Origin of the sequence: Hyphomonas sp., from assembly GCF_036964145.1 — a bacterium.
GTDB lineage: Bacteria > Pseudomonadota > Alphaproteobacteria > Caulobacterales > Hyphomonadaceae > Hyphomonas.
Map to the genome: position 1 here is coordinate 287,045 of NZ_JBALUC010000002.1, position 17,123 is coordinate 304,167.

Here is a 17,123-nt window from a genome sequence, read left to right on the forward strand (position 1 = left end):
TGGTATGATTATGACTGATGCCGAACTCGCTGCCCACCTCGCCCAGGTAGCAGGCAGGATACTCCTGCAAGTCCGCGACTCGGACATGTTCGAAGGCAAATCTCTCGGGTATGCCGGCGACCAGACGGCCAACCAATTTCTCATTCATGCCCTGCGTCAGCAGCGTCCAAATGATGGTTTACTCTCCGAAGAGAGCAAAGACACGGAGGAGCGTCTGTCGAAGGAACGTGTTTGGATCATCGATCCAGTCGACGGGACCCGAGAATATGGTGAAGCACGTCCCGACTGGGCCGTGCATGTTGCTCTCGCCATAAATGGCGAGTCTCAGATCGGAGCAGTGGCACTACCAGACCTTGGTCAGGTATTGCGCAGCGACAGACCGGGACTCGTCCCTCGTGCTCCCGAGACGCTGCGCATGGTCGTAAGCCGCACTCGTCCGGCTAAAGAGGCTGTCGCGGTTGCCGAGCAGCTTGGTGCAGTGCTGGTGCCAATGGGCAGCGCAGGCGCAAAGGCCATGGCGATCATAAGGGGGGACGCAGATATCTACCTGCATTCCGGAGGCCAGTATGAATGGGATAGTTGCGCCCCCGCCGCCGTCGCCATGGCTCACGGTCTGCACTGCTCGCGGCTTGACGGCACACCGCTGAGATACAATCAGACCGACCCCTACCTGCCCGACCTACTGGTGTGCCGTCAGGCTGATCGCCTGAAAGTACTTGATGCGCTAGAAGGCTGAATGTGCTCGCAGGGGTCGATAAGCAAGTAAGCGCGCAATATAGAGTGCTTGAAGACTTCAACCCTGGCTGGCGGTCAATCCAATATAGTAACGCCACGAGTTTTCTGACAGCAGGTTCAGCCTCGAAAATGGTAAAAACACCAGTGCACACAGAAGGCTTTCCATCCTCTCGGGCAGGGTCGCTTGGCAACATCGGCAGGGTCCGGGGGTCGAATCGATCAGCATGCCGACATCGCATGCGCCCAAATGGTCTAGGCGCCAAGAGCCATGCTCGATGTGGACGCAACATTGTGCCTGACGAGACCAGCACACTGGAAAGGGCCCTGGATTTTGAGACGCCGGTCCGCCATGATTGCTGATTCACCGTCCAGAGCTTTCATCTCACGAGCACGACGCGAGGTTTAATTCCGGATTCTATTTAATGCATTCCTACCAGGCTGCAATTTGGGAGCGTCAGGATGCTGATGTATCGCAGAACAGTTTTCCGCTTCGACCTATTCATACCAATCGTGAAGGCAGAGACTTTTTGAATTCGGAGAAGCCCATCGCACGGAGTGTCGACAGCTTCGGATGCGAATCTGCTGCTCACACAGTAGATTTCAAGGCCTCTTCCTAACCTCTGCGACTGACCACTTCCCTGAATTTCTGAAGGGCGGGCGACCCGTCAAGCACCGTACGGTTCACGTCGGGAGAGAACATCAGCCCGATTTTTCGGGTCAGGTCAAAGCCGTTCAGTCGCGCCTGCCATACGCCGTGCGCCGTGTGGGAGACAGGGACCACAGTCAAGCCCAGACCGGCCGCGACCATCGCCATCACCCGGTCTTCCTGTGAGGACCGGTATGCAAAAAATGGCCGCACGCCGCGCTCGGTAAAGTATCGGCTGGTCTCAGACAATGCTTCACATTGGCGGCGAACAATCATTATGCTACCGGCCAGTTCTTCTGCTTTGAGAATGCTCTTGCCTGCCTGCGGATGGGTGCGGGGCAAGGCCGCGACATAATTTTCCTCGAACAGCACTTCTTCGCAATAGCGATCCCCTCCCCTCTCCACCAGGGTGAGGGCAATGTCGATCCGGCCTCGACCGAGACTGTTCACAAGCTCGCGCTCCGATCCGTCGACGACTTCAATGCGTTGGGAGGGGTCGGCAGCCAACATCTGTGTGATGGCCGACTGCACAAGTGTGGAGCAAATAGTGTTCAGGATTCCAAGCTTCAGGACCCTGTAGGGCTGCACCTCCTGAATGGCAGCAAGAGAGCGGTTAAATTCACTTTCGATGCGCCGTGCATAGGGCAGGAATCGCGCCCCGGCATCTGTCAGGTTTACCCGTTTGTTATTCCGGTTGAACAAGCTTGTACCGACCATTTCTTCCAGCTTGGCAATACCGATGGACAAGGTCGGCTGGGCGACATTCATCCGCTGGGCCGCGCGGGAAAAATTGCCGCTGTCCACAACAGCGAGAAAGTATCTGACGAGATAACGGTCAATCATAGATATCATTTATACTATGGGTCGATTTTATTCAATTTTCCCTATTTGATGAAGTTTGCTAGTTCACTTCAATCCGCAATCTCGGGGGCTGGCACATGACGCTGTTTGATTTTTCTCTGGGCGACACCGCCGACATGATTCGGGAGACCTGCACGCGATTTGCTCGTAGCAAGCTTTTGCCGCTCGCCGCGGAGATTGATCGCACCGATGAATGCCCGCGGGAGATCTGGCCCCTCATGGGAGAACTGGGGCTTCATGGAATCACGGTTGACGAAGAAGATGGCGGACTTGGACTGGGCTACCTGCATCATGTTGTAGCCATGGAGGAAATCTCCAGAGCTTCCGCCTCCATCGGGCTCTCTTACGGGGCCCATTCGAATCTCTGCATCAACCAGATCAGACGATGGGCCAGCGCTGATCAGAAAAGCCGTTACTTGCCAAAGCTTTTAAGCGGCGAACATGTCGGCGCGCTCGCCATGTCGGAAGCAGGTGCCGGCTCTGACGTCATGAGTATGACTTTGAAGGCTGAAAAGGCGGAGGGCGGATTTGTTCTCAATGGCAGTAAATACTGGATCACCAACGGTCCCATCGCCGATACGATGGTCATATACGCAAAAACCGATCCGGCGGCAGCGTCGAAAGGGGTGACGACCTTTCTGGTTGCGAACGATTTTGAGGGATTCTCCGTCACGAGAAAGCTCGACAAGATGGGAATGCGTGGCTCCTATACCGGAGAACTGGTGTTCCAGGACTGCTTTGTCCCTGACGCAAATGTGATGGGCGACATCGGCCAGGGCGCGGCTATCCTGATGAGCGGTCTCGACTATGAGCGTACAGTTCTGTCCGGTGGCCCCCTCGGTATCATGCAGGCCTGCATCGATACCGTCCTGCCCTATGTCCGCGAACGGAAACAATTCGGCCAACCCATCGGCAATTTTCAGCTCATGCAGGCAAAACTTGCCGACATGTATGTCGCACTGAACTCCGCAAGAGCGTATGTTTACGCCGTCGCCAAAGCCTGTGACGAAGGGCGAGCCACCCGGTTTGACGCGGCGGGTGCCATTCTGATGGCGAGCGAGAATGCGGTGCGAACCTCGATGCAAGCCATCCAGGCATTGGGTGGTGCAGGCTACACTAAGGCATGGCCCGTAGAACGGTTTGCCCGCGATGCAAAGCTCTACGACATTGGCGCAGGAACGAACGAGATTCGGCGGTTTCTGATCGGCCGGGAGCTCATGAAAGGATGAGCGGGCCGACACTCAAGAGTCAGCTGAGCCCAGCCGATCCCGGCTTCGTCCACAATGACCGGATCAATCGCGCGCTTCGCCAGCGACTTCATGAGGATGTCGCCCGCACGGCACTCGGCGGCAATGCGCAGGCGCGTGATCGACACATATCGCGAGGTAAGCTGCTGCCTCGGGATCGGGTGCGGTACCTGCTAGATCCTGCCAGCCCCTTCCTCGAACTCTCGCAACTGGCAGCCTATGGCATGTATGGAGAAGACATTGCGGGCGCGGGACTGATAACCGGTATCGGCCAGGTCTCCGGCCGGTCAGTGATGATCATTGCCAATGACGCAACCGTCAAGGGAGGCACCTATTATCCATTGACGGTAAAAAAACATCTGCGCGCGCAGGAGATCGCCCTCGAGAACCAGTTGCCCTGCATTTACCTCGTTGATTCTGGCGGAGCGAACCTGCCCCATCAAGACGAGGTTTTTCCGGACAAGGAACATTTTGGCCGCATCTTCTACAATCAGGCAAACATGTCTGCGCGCGGCATAGCTCAGATCGCCTGCGTCATGGGCAGTTGCACGGCGGGGGGGGCCTATGTGCCAGCGATGTCGGATGAATCCATCATCGTTCGTGAACAAGGCACCATTTTCCTGGCTGGCCCTCCCCTGGTCAAGGCGGCAACCGGCGAGGTGATTTCTGCCGAGGCCCTGGGCGGTGGGGACACTCACAGCCGAAAATCAGGTGTCACCGATCATCTGGCGGAAAGCGATGAACATGCCCTTATCCTTGTTCGTGATATTGTGGCTACCCTACCTCAGAACCGCAAGACGGAGGTCAATCGTCAACCTATTCGTCCCCCGCTTTATGCACCACAAGAAATATATGGCATTTTACCGCCCGATCTTCGGACACCATTCGATGTTCGGGAGATTATCGCGCGGCTTGTCGATGGCTCGCAATTCCATGAATTCAAACCACTCTATGGCACAACTCTCGTCTGCGGATTTGCCCATATATGGGGGATGCCGGTCGCCATCCTTGCGAATAATGGCGTCCTTTACTCTGAAAGCGCGCAGAAAGGTGCCCATTTTATCGAACTAGCCTGCCAGCGCCGGATTCCCCTTCTCTTCCTGCAAAATATTTCCGGGTTCATGGTTGGCGGAAAGTATGAAGCCGAAGGCATCGCCAAGCATGGCGCAAAACTCGTGACCGCTGTAGCGACGGCGCAAGTCCCGAAAATCACCCTACTGATCGGTGGCAGCTTTGGCGCGGGCAATTACGGCATGTGCGGGCGGGCCTATCAGCCGAGGTTTCTGTTCACCTGGCCGAATAGCCGGATCTCGGTGATGGGCGGGGAACAGGCAGCGAGCGTTCTCGCCACGGTCCACCGAGATGCCGATACCTGGACGCCCGAACAAGCCGAAACGTTCAAAGCCCCGATCCGGGACAAGTACGAAACCGAAGGCAATCCTTGGTATGCAAGCGCACGACTCTGGGATGATGGCATCATTGATCCAGCTCAAACCCGCGATGTTCTCGGCCTCGCCTTTTCCACAACCTTAAACGCTCCCATTTCCCAACGGGCTCAATTCGGCGTCTTCAGGATGTAGCAAAATGATTCAATCCCTACTTATAGCCAATCGCGGTGAGATTGCTTGCCGTATCATTCGCACAGCCAGACGGCTGGGCATACGGACCATCGCTGTTTATTCGGATGCCGATGCGGCAGCGCCGCATGTGACTCAAGCCGACGAGGCTCTTCACATCGGACCCTCTTCGGCCGCGAAGAGTTATCTTGTTGGCGATCGCGTGATTGCGGCGGCGCGGCTGGCCGATGCCGAGGCAATCCATCCCGGGTATGGATTTCTATCGGAAAATGCTGATTTCGCAGCCAGGGTCATCGAAGCCGGGCTGGTGTGGGTCGGTCCATATCCGGACAGCATTCGGGCCATGGGCCTGAAGGACGCTGCCAAGAAGCTGATGCAAAGGGCCGGCGTTCCGACCACGCCTGGCTATATCGGCGACAACCAGTCTCCCAGCCATCTGAAACGGCAGGCCTCCGAAATCGGCTATCCCGTTCTGATCAAGGCAGTCGCTGGCGGCGGAGGCAAGGGCATGCGCAAAGTCGATCAGCCCAAGGACTTTGAGGCGGCCCTTGCATCCTGCCAGCGGGAAGCCACGGCGTCCTTTGGTGACCCGACCGTGCTGCTCGAAAAGTGGATCGTCAATCCCAGGCACATCGAAGTCCAGGTGTTCGGAGACACCCACGGAAATATCGTTCATTTGTTCGAACGTGACTGTACGCTTCAGCGCCGACACCAGAAAGTCATTGAGGAAGCCCCGGCCCCCGGAATGGATGAGGAGACGCGTCAGGCCATCTGCACAGCTGCCGTCAACGCCGCCCTCGCAGTGAACTATGTTGGCGCCGGCACGGTTGAGTTCATCGCTGACGGGTCCGGATCACTGAGTGCAGATCGCATCTGGTTCATGGAAATGAATACACGTCTCCAGGTGGAACACCCCGTGACTGAAGAGATTACGGGCGTGGACCTTGTGGAATGGCAGCTGCGGGTTGCATCCGGTGAGCCGCTCCCCCTCGCCCAATCTGATCTCAGTATCCAGGGCTGGTCGATGGAAGCGCGGATTTACGCGGAGAATCCGGTCACAGGCTTTCTTCCCTCGCCCGGTCCGCTGCGTGTGTTGAAACTTCCGCTCGACTCAGCTCGGATCGAGAGCGGCGTCAGCCAGGATGGTGAAGTTTCTCCCTTCTATGATCCGATGATCGCGAAAGTGATCTGCACGGGTGACACTCGAGACGAAGCCCGCACAAGCCTCGCCAACGCATGCGACAGTGTGGCCACCTATCCGGTTCAGAATAATGCGGGCTTTCTATCCTGTCTTCTTCGTGATGAAACCTTTGCAAAGGGCGTGGCGACCACAGGTCATATCGACGAGCATCTGGATCGACTGGTGGCTCGCCCTGAGCCTACAAAGGAGGGCCTCGCGGCGGCAACGCAAATGCTGGGTGAAGCGCGGTCGGCGTATGAGGGTGAGACCCCTGCTCTTGTCCCTTGGGTCCTGTTGACCGGCTTCCGCCTTAACGGACCTGTGGACTTGGAAGTCCGGATTTCCGTCGACGGTAAAAATCAGACCGCCGAAATGCAGACGGTCCGCGTGAAGCCAACTACTCTCTTGCCTCTGGATGAGGGAGTTCTTCTCGTGGAACAGGGTTGGCCGTTTGAAGTGTCACTTCCCATATATGATACCAGCATGGTCGGATCGACAGCATCGGATGGCAGCATTCTTTCACCCATGCCGGGGCGTATCGTTACTGTAGCCGTATCGGAAGGTGAAGTCGTCAAAGCAGATCAGGCGCTGGTAACCCTCGAAGCCATGAAGATGGAACACGTGCTTCGCGCGCCATTTGAGGGTGAAGTCCTGGGGCTTTCTGTTGAAGAAAACGGTCAAGTTGTCGAGGGGAAAGTGTTGATGAAGATCGTACAATCAAAAGGCAAGACATGAGGATGGAGGATATTTGGAAGACAGTCTAATCGGCGATACGATTGATCATTTCTGCGAGCGGTCTGTTACCGAGAGGAAAATCACTCCCTCTGTACACAGCTTTACAAGCCGGAACGACTGCCTCTGGACTGGCCTGGTGCAACCTTTCCGTCTACTAGAGAGCATCCGTCTCTGACCCGTTCTGTCCGGTTGCCATCAAATGACAGATCCCACATGTCGCGCCAGCCTGTGACTCGAGCGGCGTCAAGCGCCGCGATACGATGTGATCGCATGAGCATCACGGTCCGGTATCCTCACGGTTTAACGATCGAGAACAATTTGCGAAACGCTTCGTCCCCGCTGCGAGAGAAAGACACAATACGGGTTTGCTCAACGCGCTTGACCCAGGACAATTCTTCGAAACGGATCAGGAAAGCCCGCCCCAGGTTTGCTGCCAGATGCGATCTGCGTTCGCTCCAGTCCAGACACTCACGACAGAGCGGCGCGCGTGCGCTGTGCAAGACATCAAGCTCGATGTCGAAATCCCGGGCGAAGGCGGCTCCTGCATCGGTCAAAATCAGGTCATCACGCTTCAGGACAAGATGCCCCTTGGCCATCAGGCTGTCGAACATCTGCGTGGCCAGCGCGCCGGCCAGATGATTGTAACAGACGCGTGCCTGACGCAATTGCGCATCCTTAGGACCGGTGCGCCTGCGCAAATGGCCGACTCCCGCCGCCAAGCCCATCACCCCTTCGAGTAACCGGGCCACGTCTTCATTGGCCAGAGCATAATATTTGTGCCGCCCCTGTTTGCGGGGGCGTAATAGACCGCCGGTATGGAGCTTGGACAGATGTGAGCTGGCTGTCTGAATCGTGACACCTGCCTCTTCGGCCATTTCGCTGACGGTCAGCGCTTGAATTTGGGTGACCTGTCTGCCCTCACATCCCCGGCCCGCCCGGCAATACAATGTCTGACGGCGCCCGCGCGCCCGATGTGTAGGCTTCGATCGTCAGCTCCCGGTCGATCGCCTCCCGGATGGCGGCCATGGCAGGATGGCGCAGGCGTCTCTTGGCGAGGGCGTGGGAAGGTCGGTGGACGGCTTTCATGCCTTCCAGAATAAGGGAGAGCTCCGTATCGAGCGCTTCTGGCGCGACAACCCGGTCCAGCAGGCCTGCTTCCAGCGCAGCCTCCGGTGTGAACATTTCACCGAGCGCCACGGTGCGGCTGAGCCAGGCCGGATGCATCCGGCTGCGGGCCAGCTCGACCGCAAAACCTGGCGGGGCGATGCCGATCGCCACTTCATTCAGTCCCATGCGATGGTTGCCCGCACTGGCAAGCCGCAAGTCGCAGGCGAGCAGGAGGAACGTGCCCATCGGATAGGCATGCCCCTGCATCACACCAAGGGTCGGATGCGGAAATGCCATCAGGCGCAAAGCGAGCTCTGCCCCGCCCTTCACCATGTCGAGGCTTGCCTGCGCGTCATTCGCAGCGAATATTTTCAGGTCAAACCCGGCCGAAAAAATACCCGGTCGCGCGGATTGCAGCACGACAATGGCCGCATCCTGTTCGGCCCGGTCCAGCGCGTCGCCGATCTCGGCCAGCATGGCGGTGGACAGGATGTTCACCTTGCCATCATTCATCGTGATCGTCGCAACTCCGTCCTGATAGGCGTATGCAATCCTGCCTGACATGAAATCCTCCTGTGTGTTGGTCAGCCTCTGGATTGACGAACTGATGTAGACCAGTCAATATATATTTGAAGGAGATGTCTGATGCCGGCCACCCCCAAGCACCGCGCCCCCATCATCAATGCGGCGGTTACCCTGTTCAGGCGGCAGGGCTATGCCGGCACGGGGCTCAATGACATTGTCGACGCCAGCGGCGCCCCGAAGGGCTCGCTCTATTATTACTTCCCCAAGGGGAAGGCGTCCATCGCGACCGCGGCCATCGAAGAAGCTGGCCTCCGGGTTGCCAGGACCGTGACGGACCTGGCAGAAGAGACCGGGTCCACGGCCGAACTCCTGCGCGCGCATGCCCGCCTGCTGGCCGGATGGATGAAAGCCTCGCGCTTCCGGGATGGCTGTCCGATCACGACGGTCCTGCTCGAAATGGCCCCGGGAGACCGCGCCGTGACCGAAGCGGGACGCACGGCCTATGCAGCCAGAACCGCCATCCTCACGGACAAGCTCGTCTCGGATGGCTTTTCCCGCACCGCCGCTGCGCGATTGGCCATTCTTTGTGTCTCAGCCCTGCAGGGCGCGCTCATCCAGGCACGTGTCGACCAGAGCGGCCGCCCGCTCGAACTGGCCGCCGATGAATTGGGAAGGCTGCTGGAGACGACGCCGAAAGCCTGACCCGCTGCATCGGACCAGGCTCGCTGTAGCCCACGCGGCACGAGGCCCCCCTGCCAGGAGGGTCAATCAGAATGCAAAATTGTCCTGCGCTGCTAGATCAGGATGACAGGGCTTTGAGTATCCTGACCGTGAGTTCGAGGGTCGCCTTGGACCGGATGCGTTTGACCCAGAAAGCGGCTTCGCTGTGAAGATCCGAGAACGGATCGGGGGTCTGGTCGGCCTGTCCCCGGGATTTGGCCGAGACGTCGTTGAACAGGGACTCGATCCTCACTTCCAGGACCTCCGCCAGTGCGCACAGCATGCCGGCGCTCAGCCGGTTGGTGCCGGTTTCATATTTCTGAAGCTGCTGATGGCTGATGCCCAGCTGCTCGCCGAGATCTGACAGGGTGAGGCCCCGCTCCAGCCGAACCCGGCGGACATTCGTTCCGACCAGTTTGTCGATCTCCGTCGGAGACCGGGAGGTTGGCTTGGCGCGAACGCCCTGGGAGCGCCGGTTGTTGGAAGTCGGCCCTCTGGCCCGGCCTGTCCTCATGTCAGTTTCCTCCTTCTGACGGCAGCTCGCCTGTACAACAAGTGAGCGCGCCAAATCGTCATTTCACTCAGACTCTTTTAGACAGCATACCCCAAATTCGAGGCGCCTGTCTTCACAAGGGATTCCCCGGCCAGCCCTCATCCGGGACCGGATGGTTCACGGCCAGATAGGGTCTGCCCGGCAGGCGTCGAACCCATCGCCATATCGGACCCTGTTGCTCCATCCCGACCATACACTTCAGACCTCACAAGGCAGAAATATTCTTCTCCCTTGGGTTGTTTTATGGTATGTGTATACCAAGGAATTGTGCCGGTCTTCCTGTCATTCCGGACACATCCAGCATGTGCAGGCGGAGACCGATATCCCGCAAAGCTCCGGGCCCAGTTGACCGACATGCCAAAGCCTCCGTCCCCTGACAGGTCAAATGAAGCACCGCACACGGGCTGGAAGGAGACCTATTGGCGATCTGTCGCATATTTGCGGCAGGGGAAGGATGAAGCGGCGCTCGCCTGCCTTGAGACCGCGGCCAGCTTGCGTCCTGATCATGTTTCGACCCGTATCCTGCTCGGGCGGGTCCAGGTCGGGCTGGGCCAGCCCGCCCAGGCCTGCCAGACCCTGGAACCCGTACTTGCGCAGTACCCCGATCATGAATCGGCCAGCCTGGGATATGGTCTCGCCCTCTTTCTGGCCGGACGGCGGGGCCACGCCCTGGAGTGTTTTCGCCGTCTTGCAGAATCTGTCCCGGACTCCTGGCGCGCCTGGAATTCGATTGCCGACATCACGCCACGCGAACCCGAACGCCTGCTGGCGCTTCAGGCCGGCCTGCGCGTCCTGCTGGATCTCTGTGATCGCTCCGCTCCGGAGCCTCGCCATCTGATCGCCTGTGTCGATGCCTATCTGAATTGCCGGGATGCGCAATCTGCCCGGCGTTTTGCCCTGCGCCACAGGGCGGCCTTCCAGGATCCCTGCCGGGCGCAGGATGCCATCGCCCGGGCCTGCTATTTTTCGGGCGAGTTCGAGCCCGCCTGCGCGCACAAGATCAACTCGCTCCTGGCCCTGACCAGGCGCCACATGCCTGCCCGCCCGTCCCGGCCGCACCTTCCTGCCCGCTCGACGCTGCAGGCGGTGCGGCAGGTCGCCCATCTGATGCGGTCGCATGGCTATATCCCCGTCGCCCTGGCCGGCACGCAGCTCGGTCTCTCCCGCTCCGGCGCGCCCTTGCCGGAGGATCGTGATGTGGATATCGGCCTGCTGGCCGCAGACCCCTGCTGCGCCGATCCGGTGGACATAGTGCGCACCCATCCCGGCCTTGTCCTGAACCGGCATGCCCGGACCGGTGACCGTTACCTGCCGGTCTCGCACAAGGGCGTCAGCCTGGACCTGTTTCACCTGACCCTTGAGGATGACCATTATCTCTACGGGTTCAGCCATCATGCCGGCGACATACAGTGGCGCGTGGCGCGCTTTGCCCCCGGCCCGCCGGATGAATTCGGCCTGGCGCGCCTTCCGCCCTCCCAGGCTGCGCGGTATCTGGCGGAAGTCTATGGCCCGTCCTGGACCATACCGGATCCGGTCTTTGCCTCGGCCATTGCCTCGCCGGCCCTGTATCAGGTCTCGCCCCATGCCCGCGCCTATTATTGCGCGCACCGCGCGCGCCAATGTCTGCTGCAGCAGGATCAGGCAAAAGCCCTGGCACTTCTGGCCCACACCCCGATCGCCATACCTCTGGAGACCGCGGCAGACCCGGACCTCTGGACCCACCCTTCCGCAGCTGGCACCTTTTGAGCGCGCCTCCGAGGCTCAGGGGCGCCTTCCGGCGGAATCTGACGGGCCTGGCATCCACCCAGAATCTTCAATGAGACCCGTCTCGACTCTCCTACTGGTTTATACTATATTCTACCTGCCGTATTGTTGCGGCGACCCTCCTGACAGAAAGGAACTCGATATGGAACGCGATATTGTTGACCAGACCCCGGTGGAAGATTCCGACCTGCTGGATCTCGGCAGCGTCTCGGAAGAAACCAAAGGGCGCTTCAGGCAACCTTTCGAATTCGGCGTTTCGCCGACCTCCCGCGATGAAGCCGGCTGATCCGGCCCGCACATGGGATGAGGCCGCGCACCCAGCGGCCTTATCCTGCCGCCCTCCACCGCGTGCCACCTCCCAATATGCCTTTGGCTTGCGCCCGCAGCTTCATGTCTGCGCAATCGATTCCACGCTCATTTTTCTGGACATCGAGGCAGACCGCTATTTCGCCTTGACGGGAGAAGATGCCGAAGCTTTTCAGGCGCTGTATGCGCTGGACGCAGATACAGTCCTGCCGGCCGATTTGCGCAGAGCGAAAAGCCGGTTCACACATCTGGACCTCCTGCGCGAGATGCACGCTGCTGCGCCGGGCTGCAGGCCTTGTGTGCGCCCGCCGCCGATCGGATCTGCCCATGGCGACGTCCTGCAGGCGCGCATGCGTCCCCTGCCCCTTCTGCGGGCCCTCCTGTCCAGCCTGGTCCTGACGCGTCTGCGTCCTTTCAGACACATGATCCAGGCGGCGGGACGCTGGAAGGACAAGCTCCCCGAGGGGCCCAATTATCTCTATGAAGCGATCGATCATGCGCGCTCGCTCCATCGCCTCACCCCCTTCCTCTTTACCCGGCACGAATCCTGCCTGTTCCGCAGCCTGCTGCTTGTCCGGTATCTGAATGTATTCGGCATTCCGGCGGATTGGGAATTCGGTGTCCGCCTCGCCCCCTTCTGTGCCCATTGCTGGGTCGAGCATGAAGGTATTGTCCTCAATGATCATCAGGATACGGTTCTGTCCTATACCAAGATCCTGTCTGTCTAGGGAGGCGTGCCATGCCGCCCTGTTTTGCCTGTCTGGCCTGGCCGGCCGGGAATGAAGACGCCACGCGCCGGGCCGAGCATCTTGTCTCGGCTCTCGAAACGCATCAGCCTGAAAGGCCGACCGTCTTCCGGATGCCTGGCCTGTATCTGGCCGATCTGAGCCCCACAGGGCAGCCTGCCTGCCGGATCCTGCCCCTTCACGACGCTGAGGGTGGCCCGGCCGGCTGCCTCTATGGCACCCTGTTTCGCAGGGAGGCGGGCGCCCAGCGGCCCCTCGACCGGCTGGGCCCGGAGGAAACCCGCCGGATCTGCCGGACGGGCGGCAGGGCCCTGATGACGGAATATTGGGGGCATTATGTGCTGATCCTCAAGACAGGAGACACCGCCAGCCTGCTTGCCGATCCGATGTCTGCCATTCCCTGCCTGTATCGCTGGCTCGGAGAGATCGCCTGTGTCTTCTCGCATCTCGAAACCTGCCCGGACGAGTTTTCAACGGGCCTGACCCTGGACCTGGCCAGTCTGCGGCGCCTGCGTGTCTATGACAAGATCCAGACGGGCCGGACCGGCTATGGCGAAATCCGCGAGCTGGGCGGCGGCCAGAGACGGGAGCTGAGCCGGAATGCTTCACCGCCTGAGACCCTCTGGGATCCCCGGCGCCTGGCAAGCCAGCCGCTCCGCCTGTCCGATGAGGACGCGGCGGAGGCCTTGCGCGACACCGTCCGGGACTGTGTCGGAAGCTGGGCCGCAGCCTGTGAGCATATCGTCATGGATCTGTCCGGAGGGCTCGATTCCTCCATCGTGACCGCCTGTCTCGCCAGGGTGTGCGATGACAAGCGCCTGGACATTGTCCATCAGCATATTCGCTCGGCAGATGCCCCGGAACTTGTCCATGCCCAGGCCACATGTGCGCATCTCGGCCTGGACCTCCTTGCCCTTGATGTCGCTCCCACCCGCCCCCTGCCGGATCCGGACGCCCATCCGCCCTCGGCGCGCCCCTGGCGCAATTTCCTGGGTCTGGGCTTCGACAGAATCCTTCCAGACCGGCTCAGATCCCCTGGCACAACCTTCTTTACCGGTCAGGGCGGGGATCATCTGTTCCTGATGACCCGGTCTCCCCTGGGCCTGACCGATTGTGTCCGACAGGGCGCCTATGCCCGGCTCTGGACGGAATGGCTGAATGCGGCCCGCCTCTCCGAGACCTCCCTCTGGCAGACCTTTGCCAGCAATCTGCCCTATCTGCTGGGCCGACCGGCGCGCAGTGCCCTGAAGACGGCCATATGGGAGCGTCTCGCCCGGCTGGATCTGCCCAGTTCAGATACCGGGGCGTGGCTGGAAGGCCTGCCGGACTGGGCCCTGCACCCCGGTGATCTCCCGCCCGGAAAGTTCGAACAGATCAGCACCCTGCCGCACCTGTTCCAGATCCGCGATCCCCTCGCCCAGGCGAGCGGCCGGCATGTCATTCACCCCCTTCTCTCCCAACCCCTGATCGAGCTCTGCCTGAAAATCCCGGTCTGGCAATTATGCCTGGGCGGCATCAATCGGGGCCTGGCCCGCATGGCCTTTACGGCCGATCTGCCCGAACAAATCCGCCATCGGACAACAAAGGGGGAAGCCACACAATATTTTGCCCGGCAGCTCAGTCGCAATTGGGAGACCGTCAGCGCGGCGCTGTCGGACGGATGCCTGATGGAGGCGGGCCTATTGGGCCGGGACGAACTGGACCGCCTCCTCGCGGATCGCGCCATGATGGCCCCCTCCACGTTTCGCGACCTGTTGCAGCTCTACACGCTGGAAGCCTGGATGCGCGCCGCAGCCTCACGGGCCGCCCGCCTGGTCCGGCGCTGATCCGGCCGGAGGGGGCGCGGGGACCGTCTCCCCGGTAAAGCGGGCCAGGCGCTCCCAGAGGTCGCGTATATTGGCCGGGCTCGAAATGCCATGGCCCTCGCCGGCATACCAGACATAGCGGACTGGATTGCCCTGGCGCGCGAGCGCGGCATACATCTGGTCGAATTGCGATTTCGGGAAGCCGTCCATATCCGTATGGACCAGCAGGACCGGTATCCGGATCTCGCCCGCCATCAGGAGCGGGCTGTTGCGCACATAGCGCTCCGCCGCCTCGAACGGTGTCTGCCCCATGGCAAAATCACTGCCCGCCCCGGCCTCGTAGCGCGGCATGTTCGTGCCCAGAAGATCGGGATACAGGTCGGCATGAATGCCCGGCGGGCCGAAATAATGACTCATCAGATCCGCCCAGCCATTCTGGGCGATCACGGCCGCAAATCCCTCCGTCTTCGCCGCCACATGGAGCGCCGACACCGCGCCCTGGCTGAGCCCGTGCAGCACCAGCCGGTCGGGATCGGCCAGTCCGGCCGCAAGAATGGCCTGGCGCGCCGCCCCAACCATGTCCGGCAGTCCTGCGATCGGGCCCGCCTCGGTGCGGATCAGGTCCCGCGGCGCCGCTATCCGGGCATAGGCATAGCCTCTGGCCGCCCAGAGATAGGGCGAATGCGGATCGGGATAGGCCAGACGAGGCGTGCGGGCGGTGCAGCCTGGCCGCGCGCCCGGATAGATATCCAGGATCATGGGCGGCGGAGACGCGGGCGCCTGGCCCGGCGGCATCAGGATGCAGGATGTCACGATCCGCGTCCGTCCCGGCCTCGCCGGATCCGGCACCGTATAGGACAGTGACTGCCACTCGCCCCAGTCTAGGCCTTCGAGATGCATGTTGAGGGACAGACGCGTCCGGGCGCGCCCCTCCGGCGTGATCAGAACGAGCTGCGTCCCGGTTTCGGAATCCTGCCTCATCAGGAGCGCGTCGCCGCTGGCGCTCAGGGCCAGCGCCTGCGCGTTCCGACCGAGCCCGCCAAACATGTGCTGCAGCCGGGGCGTCTCCTCTGAAAAACCGATCAGGCCGACCCGTCGGGTGTTGCCCGTTCGGGCCTCGATCAGGCTCTCTGTGCCGAATGCGGCGCGCAGGATGCCGGGGGCGGCCATCATGCTGGATGGCCAGTGCACCTTGATGTCCGAATATCCATCCGGGGTCAGCCTGGCCTGTCGCCCGGACGGGTCGATGCGGTAGATCCCGTCCCCGGCCTGGACGACAAGATGCGAGGCGCCGGCATCCAGTGGGATGGGGGACACCGCCTCCAGCCCCTCGGTCAAATTCCGATGGGGCTGGCCCGGCGAAATCAGATACCAGTCCGGCCGGGCCAGGTTGTCCTCGGCAATATCCCGATAGGTGAAATGCGACTCCCCGGCTTCCGGATCCGCTGCCGGCCGGGCAAGGACGGCGAGCCCCGCGTCCAGCAGGAGGGCCCGTTCCGGCCGTTGCAACAGGCTCCGCTCGCGTTCCGAGACCAGGTCGAGCCCCGGATGCGGATAGGGTCTCAGCCGGTCCCGGCCCAGATTCAGGACCTGGTGCGTGCCGCGGGACCAGGGCGCGCCTTCCGGGACGGCAAACAGGGCCAGCTTCCGACTATCCGCCGCCCAGGCCAGGCTGCCCGGAGACACATCGAGTCCCGGCGCCGGCGCATCGATGTTTTCCGTCGCCAGATCGATCAGACGCAGCTCATGATGCACGCTATCCAGTCTGGCCCGGTCGCGCTCTGCCCGCCGCCGATCCCGGATCATGGCCAGCGCCGCCAGATGTCGGCCATCTGGCGACAGGGAGAGATCCGCATGCAGGCCGTCTGCGAGATGGCGGACCTGGCCGGATCGAACGTCCAGCCGGACCAGTTCCCCCGCCACGGCCTGCCCGGCCAGATCATTGCGCACCTCCCTCGCCGTCACTGTATCGCCGCGCCAGGCCGCTTCCCAGAGGGCGATACGGGCCCTTCCCGTGGCCATGCGGATGCTTGTGTCGGGCGGTTGGGCGCCCTCTGGCAGCGCCGCATAGACGAGGTCATGGTCCGAGATCCAGACCGGTTCATGAATCCCGAGCCGGGACAGGGCCGGCACCCTGTCCGGGCGGAAACTCTCCCCGGTCGCCAGATCATACAGGACCAGCCGGGTGGATCCGTCCCGGCATTCAATCAGGACCAGGATCCTTCCATCCGGCGACAGGCCCTGCAAATAGGTATGCGCGTCCGGATCGAGTCCCGGCAGCCGCTCCGGCGGCGCCTCCGACCGCACATCCAGCCGCCAGATTTCATGGCCGCTCTTGCGGAAGGCATACATGCCGAACCCGTAATCGGGATAGGAGTCATACGGGCGGATCCGCTCGAACAGGATCCAGCGTCCGGACGGGTCCGGCAGGGCGCGGCCGATGCCTTCCAGCTTCATCAGATCCTCAAGGGCCAGCCTGCGGCCGGGGGGATCTGCCAGGGCAAGGCTGGCAAGGCTCCAGAGCGCCGCGAACAGGGCAAGACTGCGAAACAGAGACGACATCAGGGCACCCGATGGAGCTGGAAAGGAGATGGGGGCCGGGACCGTCCGGGCCCG

The 17,123-nt window shown here is 61.2% G+C and carries 14 protein-coding genes; 9 read left to right on the top strand and 5 right to left on the bottom strand.

Going from position 1 to position 17,123, the window contains the following annotated elements:
* Positions 1-10: 10 nt before the first annotated feature.
* The gene (locus V7660_RS06405; RefSeq protein ID WP_335602295.1) at positions 11-736 is read left to right on the top strand and encodes a 3'(2'),5'-bisphosphate nucleotidase CysQ; all 726 of its coding nucleotides are present in this window, start codon (positions 11-13) and stop codon (positions 734-736) included.
* Positions 737-1,348: 612 nt separating this feature from the next.
* Here V7660_RS06405 and V7660_RS06410 read toward each other — a convergent pair.
* Positions 1,349-2,149 (bottom strand): LysR family transcriptional regulator, encoded by an 801-nt coding sequence (locus V7660_RS06410; RefSeq protein WP_442910027.1) that lies wholly within the window; start codon positions 2,147-2,149, stop codon positions 1,349-1,351.
* A 170-nt stretch (positions 2,150-2,319) separates the two neighbouring features.
* Between V7660_RS06410 and V7660_RS06415 the strand changes: the two genes are divergently transcribed.
* Genes V7660_RS06415 through V7660_RS06425 form a run of 3 tightly spaced genes read left to right on the top strand, consistent with a single transcriptional unit; the run spans position 2,320 to position 6,981 of the window.
* Positions 2,320-3,471, top strand: a complete 1,152-nt coding sequence (locus V7660_RS06415) for an acyl-CoA dehydrogenase family protein (protein ID WP_335602297.1) — start codon at positions 2,320-2,322, stop codon at positions 3,469-3,471.
* Positions 3,468-5,069 (top strand): carboxyl transferase domain-containing protein, encoded by a 1,602-nt coding sequence (locus V7660_RS06420; protein WP_335602298.1) that lies wholly within the window; start codon positions 3,468-3,470, stop codon positions 5,067-5,069. Before V7660_RS06415 ends, V7660_RS06420 begins: the two co-directional genes overlap by 4 nt.
* A gap of 4 nt (positions 5,070-5,073) precedes the next feature.
* Positions 5,074-6,981, top strand: coding sequence for an acetyl/propionyl/methylcrotonyl-CoA carboxylase subunit alpha (locus V7660_RS06425; RefSeq protein ID WP_335602299.1), 1,908 nt, complete (start codon positions 5,074-5,076; stop codon positions 6,979-6,981).
* Positions 6,982-7,274: 293 nt separating this feature from the next.
* Here V7660_RS06425 and V7660_RS06430 read toward each other — a convergent pair whose 3' ends face one another.
* Positions 7,275-7,856 (bottom strand): ArsR/SmtB family transcription factor, encoded by a 582-nt coding sequence (locus tag V7660_RS06430; RefSeq protein WP_335602300.1) that lies wholly within the window; start codon positions 7,854-7,856, stop codon positions 7,275-7,277.
* A gap of 43 nt (positions 7,857-7,899) precedes the next feature.
* Positions 7,900-8,652, bottom strand: a complete 753-nt coding sequence (locus V7660_RS06435; RefSeq protein ID WP_335602301.1) for a crotonase/enoyl-CoA hydratase family protein — start codon at positions 8,650-8,652, stop codon at positions 7,900-7,902.
* Positions 8,653-8,733: 81 nt separating this feature from the next.
* Between V7660_RS06435 and V7660_RS06440 the strand changes: the two genes are divergently transcribed.
* Positions 8,734-9,315: a TetR/AcrR family transcriptional regulator gene (locus V7660_RS06440; RefSeq protein ID WP_335602302.1), complete on the top strand. Its 582-nt coding sequence runs from the start codon at positions 8,734-8,736 to the stop codon at positions 9,313-9,315.
* Between the two features lie 97 nt (positions 9,316-9,412).
* Here V7660_RS06440 and V7660_RS06445 read toward each other — a convergent pair whose 3' ends face one another.
* Positions 9,413-9,847 (bottom strand): helix-turn-helix domain-containing protein, encoded by a 435-nt coding sequence (locus V7660_RS06445; protein ID WP_335602303.1) that lies wholly within the window; start codon positions 9,845-9,847, stop codon positions 9,413-9,415.
* Positions 9,848-10,240: 393 nt separating this feature from the next.
* Here V7660_RS06445 and V7660_RS06450 point away from each other — a divergent pair, with 393 nt between their 5' ends.
* From V7660_RS06450 to V7660_RS06465, 4 genes are all read left to right on the top strand, one after another.
* Complete coding sequence (locus V7660_RS06450; RefSeq protein ID WP_335602304.1) at positions 10,241-11,632, top strand: tetratricopeptide repeat protein; 1,392 nt, start codon at positions 10,241-10,243, stop codon at positions 11,630-11,632.
* A gap of 160 nt (positions 11,633-11,792) precedes the next feature.
* The gene (locus tag V7660_RS06455) at positions 11,793-11,936 is read left to right on the top strand and encodes a hypothetical protein (protein ID WP_335602305.1); all 144 of its coding nucleotides are present in this window, start codon (positions 11,793-11,795) and stop codon (positions 11,934-11,936) included.
* Positions 11,937-12,024: 88 nt separating this feature from the next.
* Positions 12,025-12,684, top strand: a complete 660-nt coding sequence (locus V7660_RS06460; RefSeq protein ID WP_335602306.1) for a lasso peptide biosynthesis B2 protein — start codon at positions 12,025-12,027, stop codon at positions 12,682-12,684.
* Positions 12,685-12,695: 11 nt separating this feature from the next.
* Entirely contained in the window at positions 12,696-14,528 is a 1,833-nt protein-coding gene (locus tag V7660_RS06465) for an asparagine synthase-related protein (protein WP_335602307.1), read from the top strand.
* Here V7660_RS06465 and V7660_RS06470 read toward each other — a convergent pair.
* Positions 14,499-17,069: a S9 family peptidase gene (locus V7660_RS06470; RefSeq protein WP_335602308.1), complete on the bottom strand. Its 2,571-nt coding sequence runs from the start codon at positions 17,067-17,069 to the stop codon at positions 14,499-14,501. The two genes, V7660_RS06465 and V7660_RS06470, sit on opposite strands and share 30 nt — an antisense overlap.
* Positions 17,070-17,123: the final 54 nt, after the last annotated feature.

Excerpts from the sequence above, each read along its gene's own strand:
- V7660_RS06405 (WP_335602295.1), top strand. The coding sequence starts at position 11 with ATGACTGATGCCGAACTCGCTGCCCACCTCGCCCAGGTAGCAGGCAGG.
- V7660_RS06410 (WP_442910027.1), bottom strand. The coding sequence starts at position 2,149 with ATGAATGTCGCCCAGCCGACCTTGTCCATCGGTATTGCCAAGCTGGAA.
- V7660_RS06415 (WP_335602297.1), top strand. The coding sequence starts at position 2,320 with ATGACGCTGTTTGATTTTTCTCTGGGCGACACCGCCGACATGATTCGG.
- V7660_RS06420 (WP_335602298.1), top strand. The coding sequence starts at position 3,468 with ATGAGCGGGCCGACACTCAAGAGTCAGCTGAGCCCAGCCGATCCCGGC.
- V7660_RS06425 (WP_335602299.1), top strand. The coding sequence starts at position 5,074 with ATGATTCAATCCCTACTTATAGCCAATCGCGGTGAGATTGCTTGCCGT.
- V7660_RS06430 (WP_335602300.1), bottom strand. The coding sequence starts at position 7,856 with ATGGCCGAAGAGGCAGGTGTCACGATTCAGACAGCCAGCTCACATCTG.
- V7660_RS06435 (WP_335602301.1), bottom strand. The coding sequence starts at position 8,652 with ATGTCAGGCAGGATTGCATACGCCTATCAGGACGGAGTTGCGACGATC.
- V7660_RS06440 (WP_335602302.1), top strand. The coding sequence starts at position 8,734 with ATGCCGGCCACCCCCAAGCACCGCGCCCCCATCATCAATGCGGCGGTT.
- V7660_RS06445 (WP_335602303.1), bottom strand. The coding sequence starts at position 9,847 with ATGAGGACAGGCCGGGCCAGAGGGCCGACTTCCAACAACCGGCGCTCC.
- V7660_RS06450 (WP_335602304.1), top strand. The coding sequence starts at position 10,241 with ATGCCAAAGCCTCCGTCCCCTGACAGGTCAAATGAAGCACCGCACACG.
- V7660_RS06455 (WP_335602305.1), top strand. The coding sequence starts at position 11,793 with ATGGAACGCGATATTGTTGACCAGACCCCGGTGGAAGATTCCGACCTG.
- V7660_RS06465 (WP_335602307.1), top strand. The coding sequence starts at position 12,696 with ATGCCGCCCTGTTTTGCCTGTCTGGCCTGGCCGGCCGGGAATGAAGAC.
- V7660_RS06470 (WP_335602308.1), bottom strand. The coding sequence starts at position 17,069 with ATGTCGTCTCTGTTTCGCAGTCTTGCCCTGTTCGCGGCGCTCTGGAGC.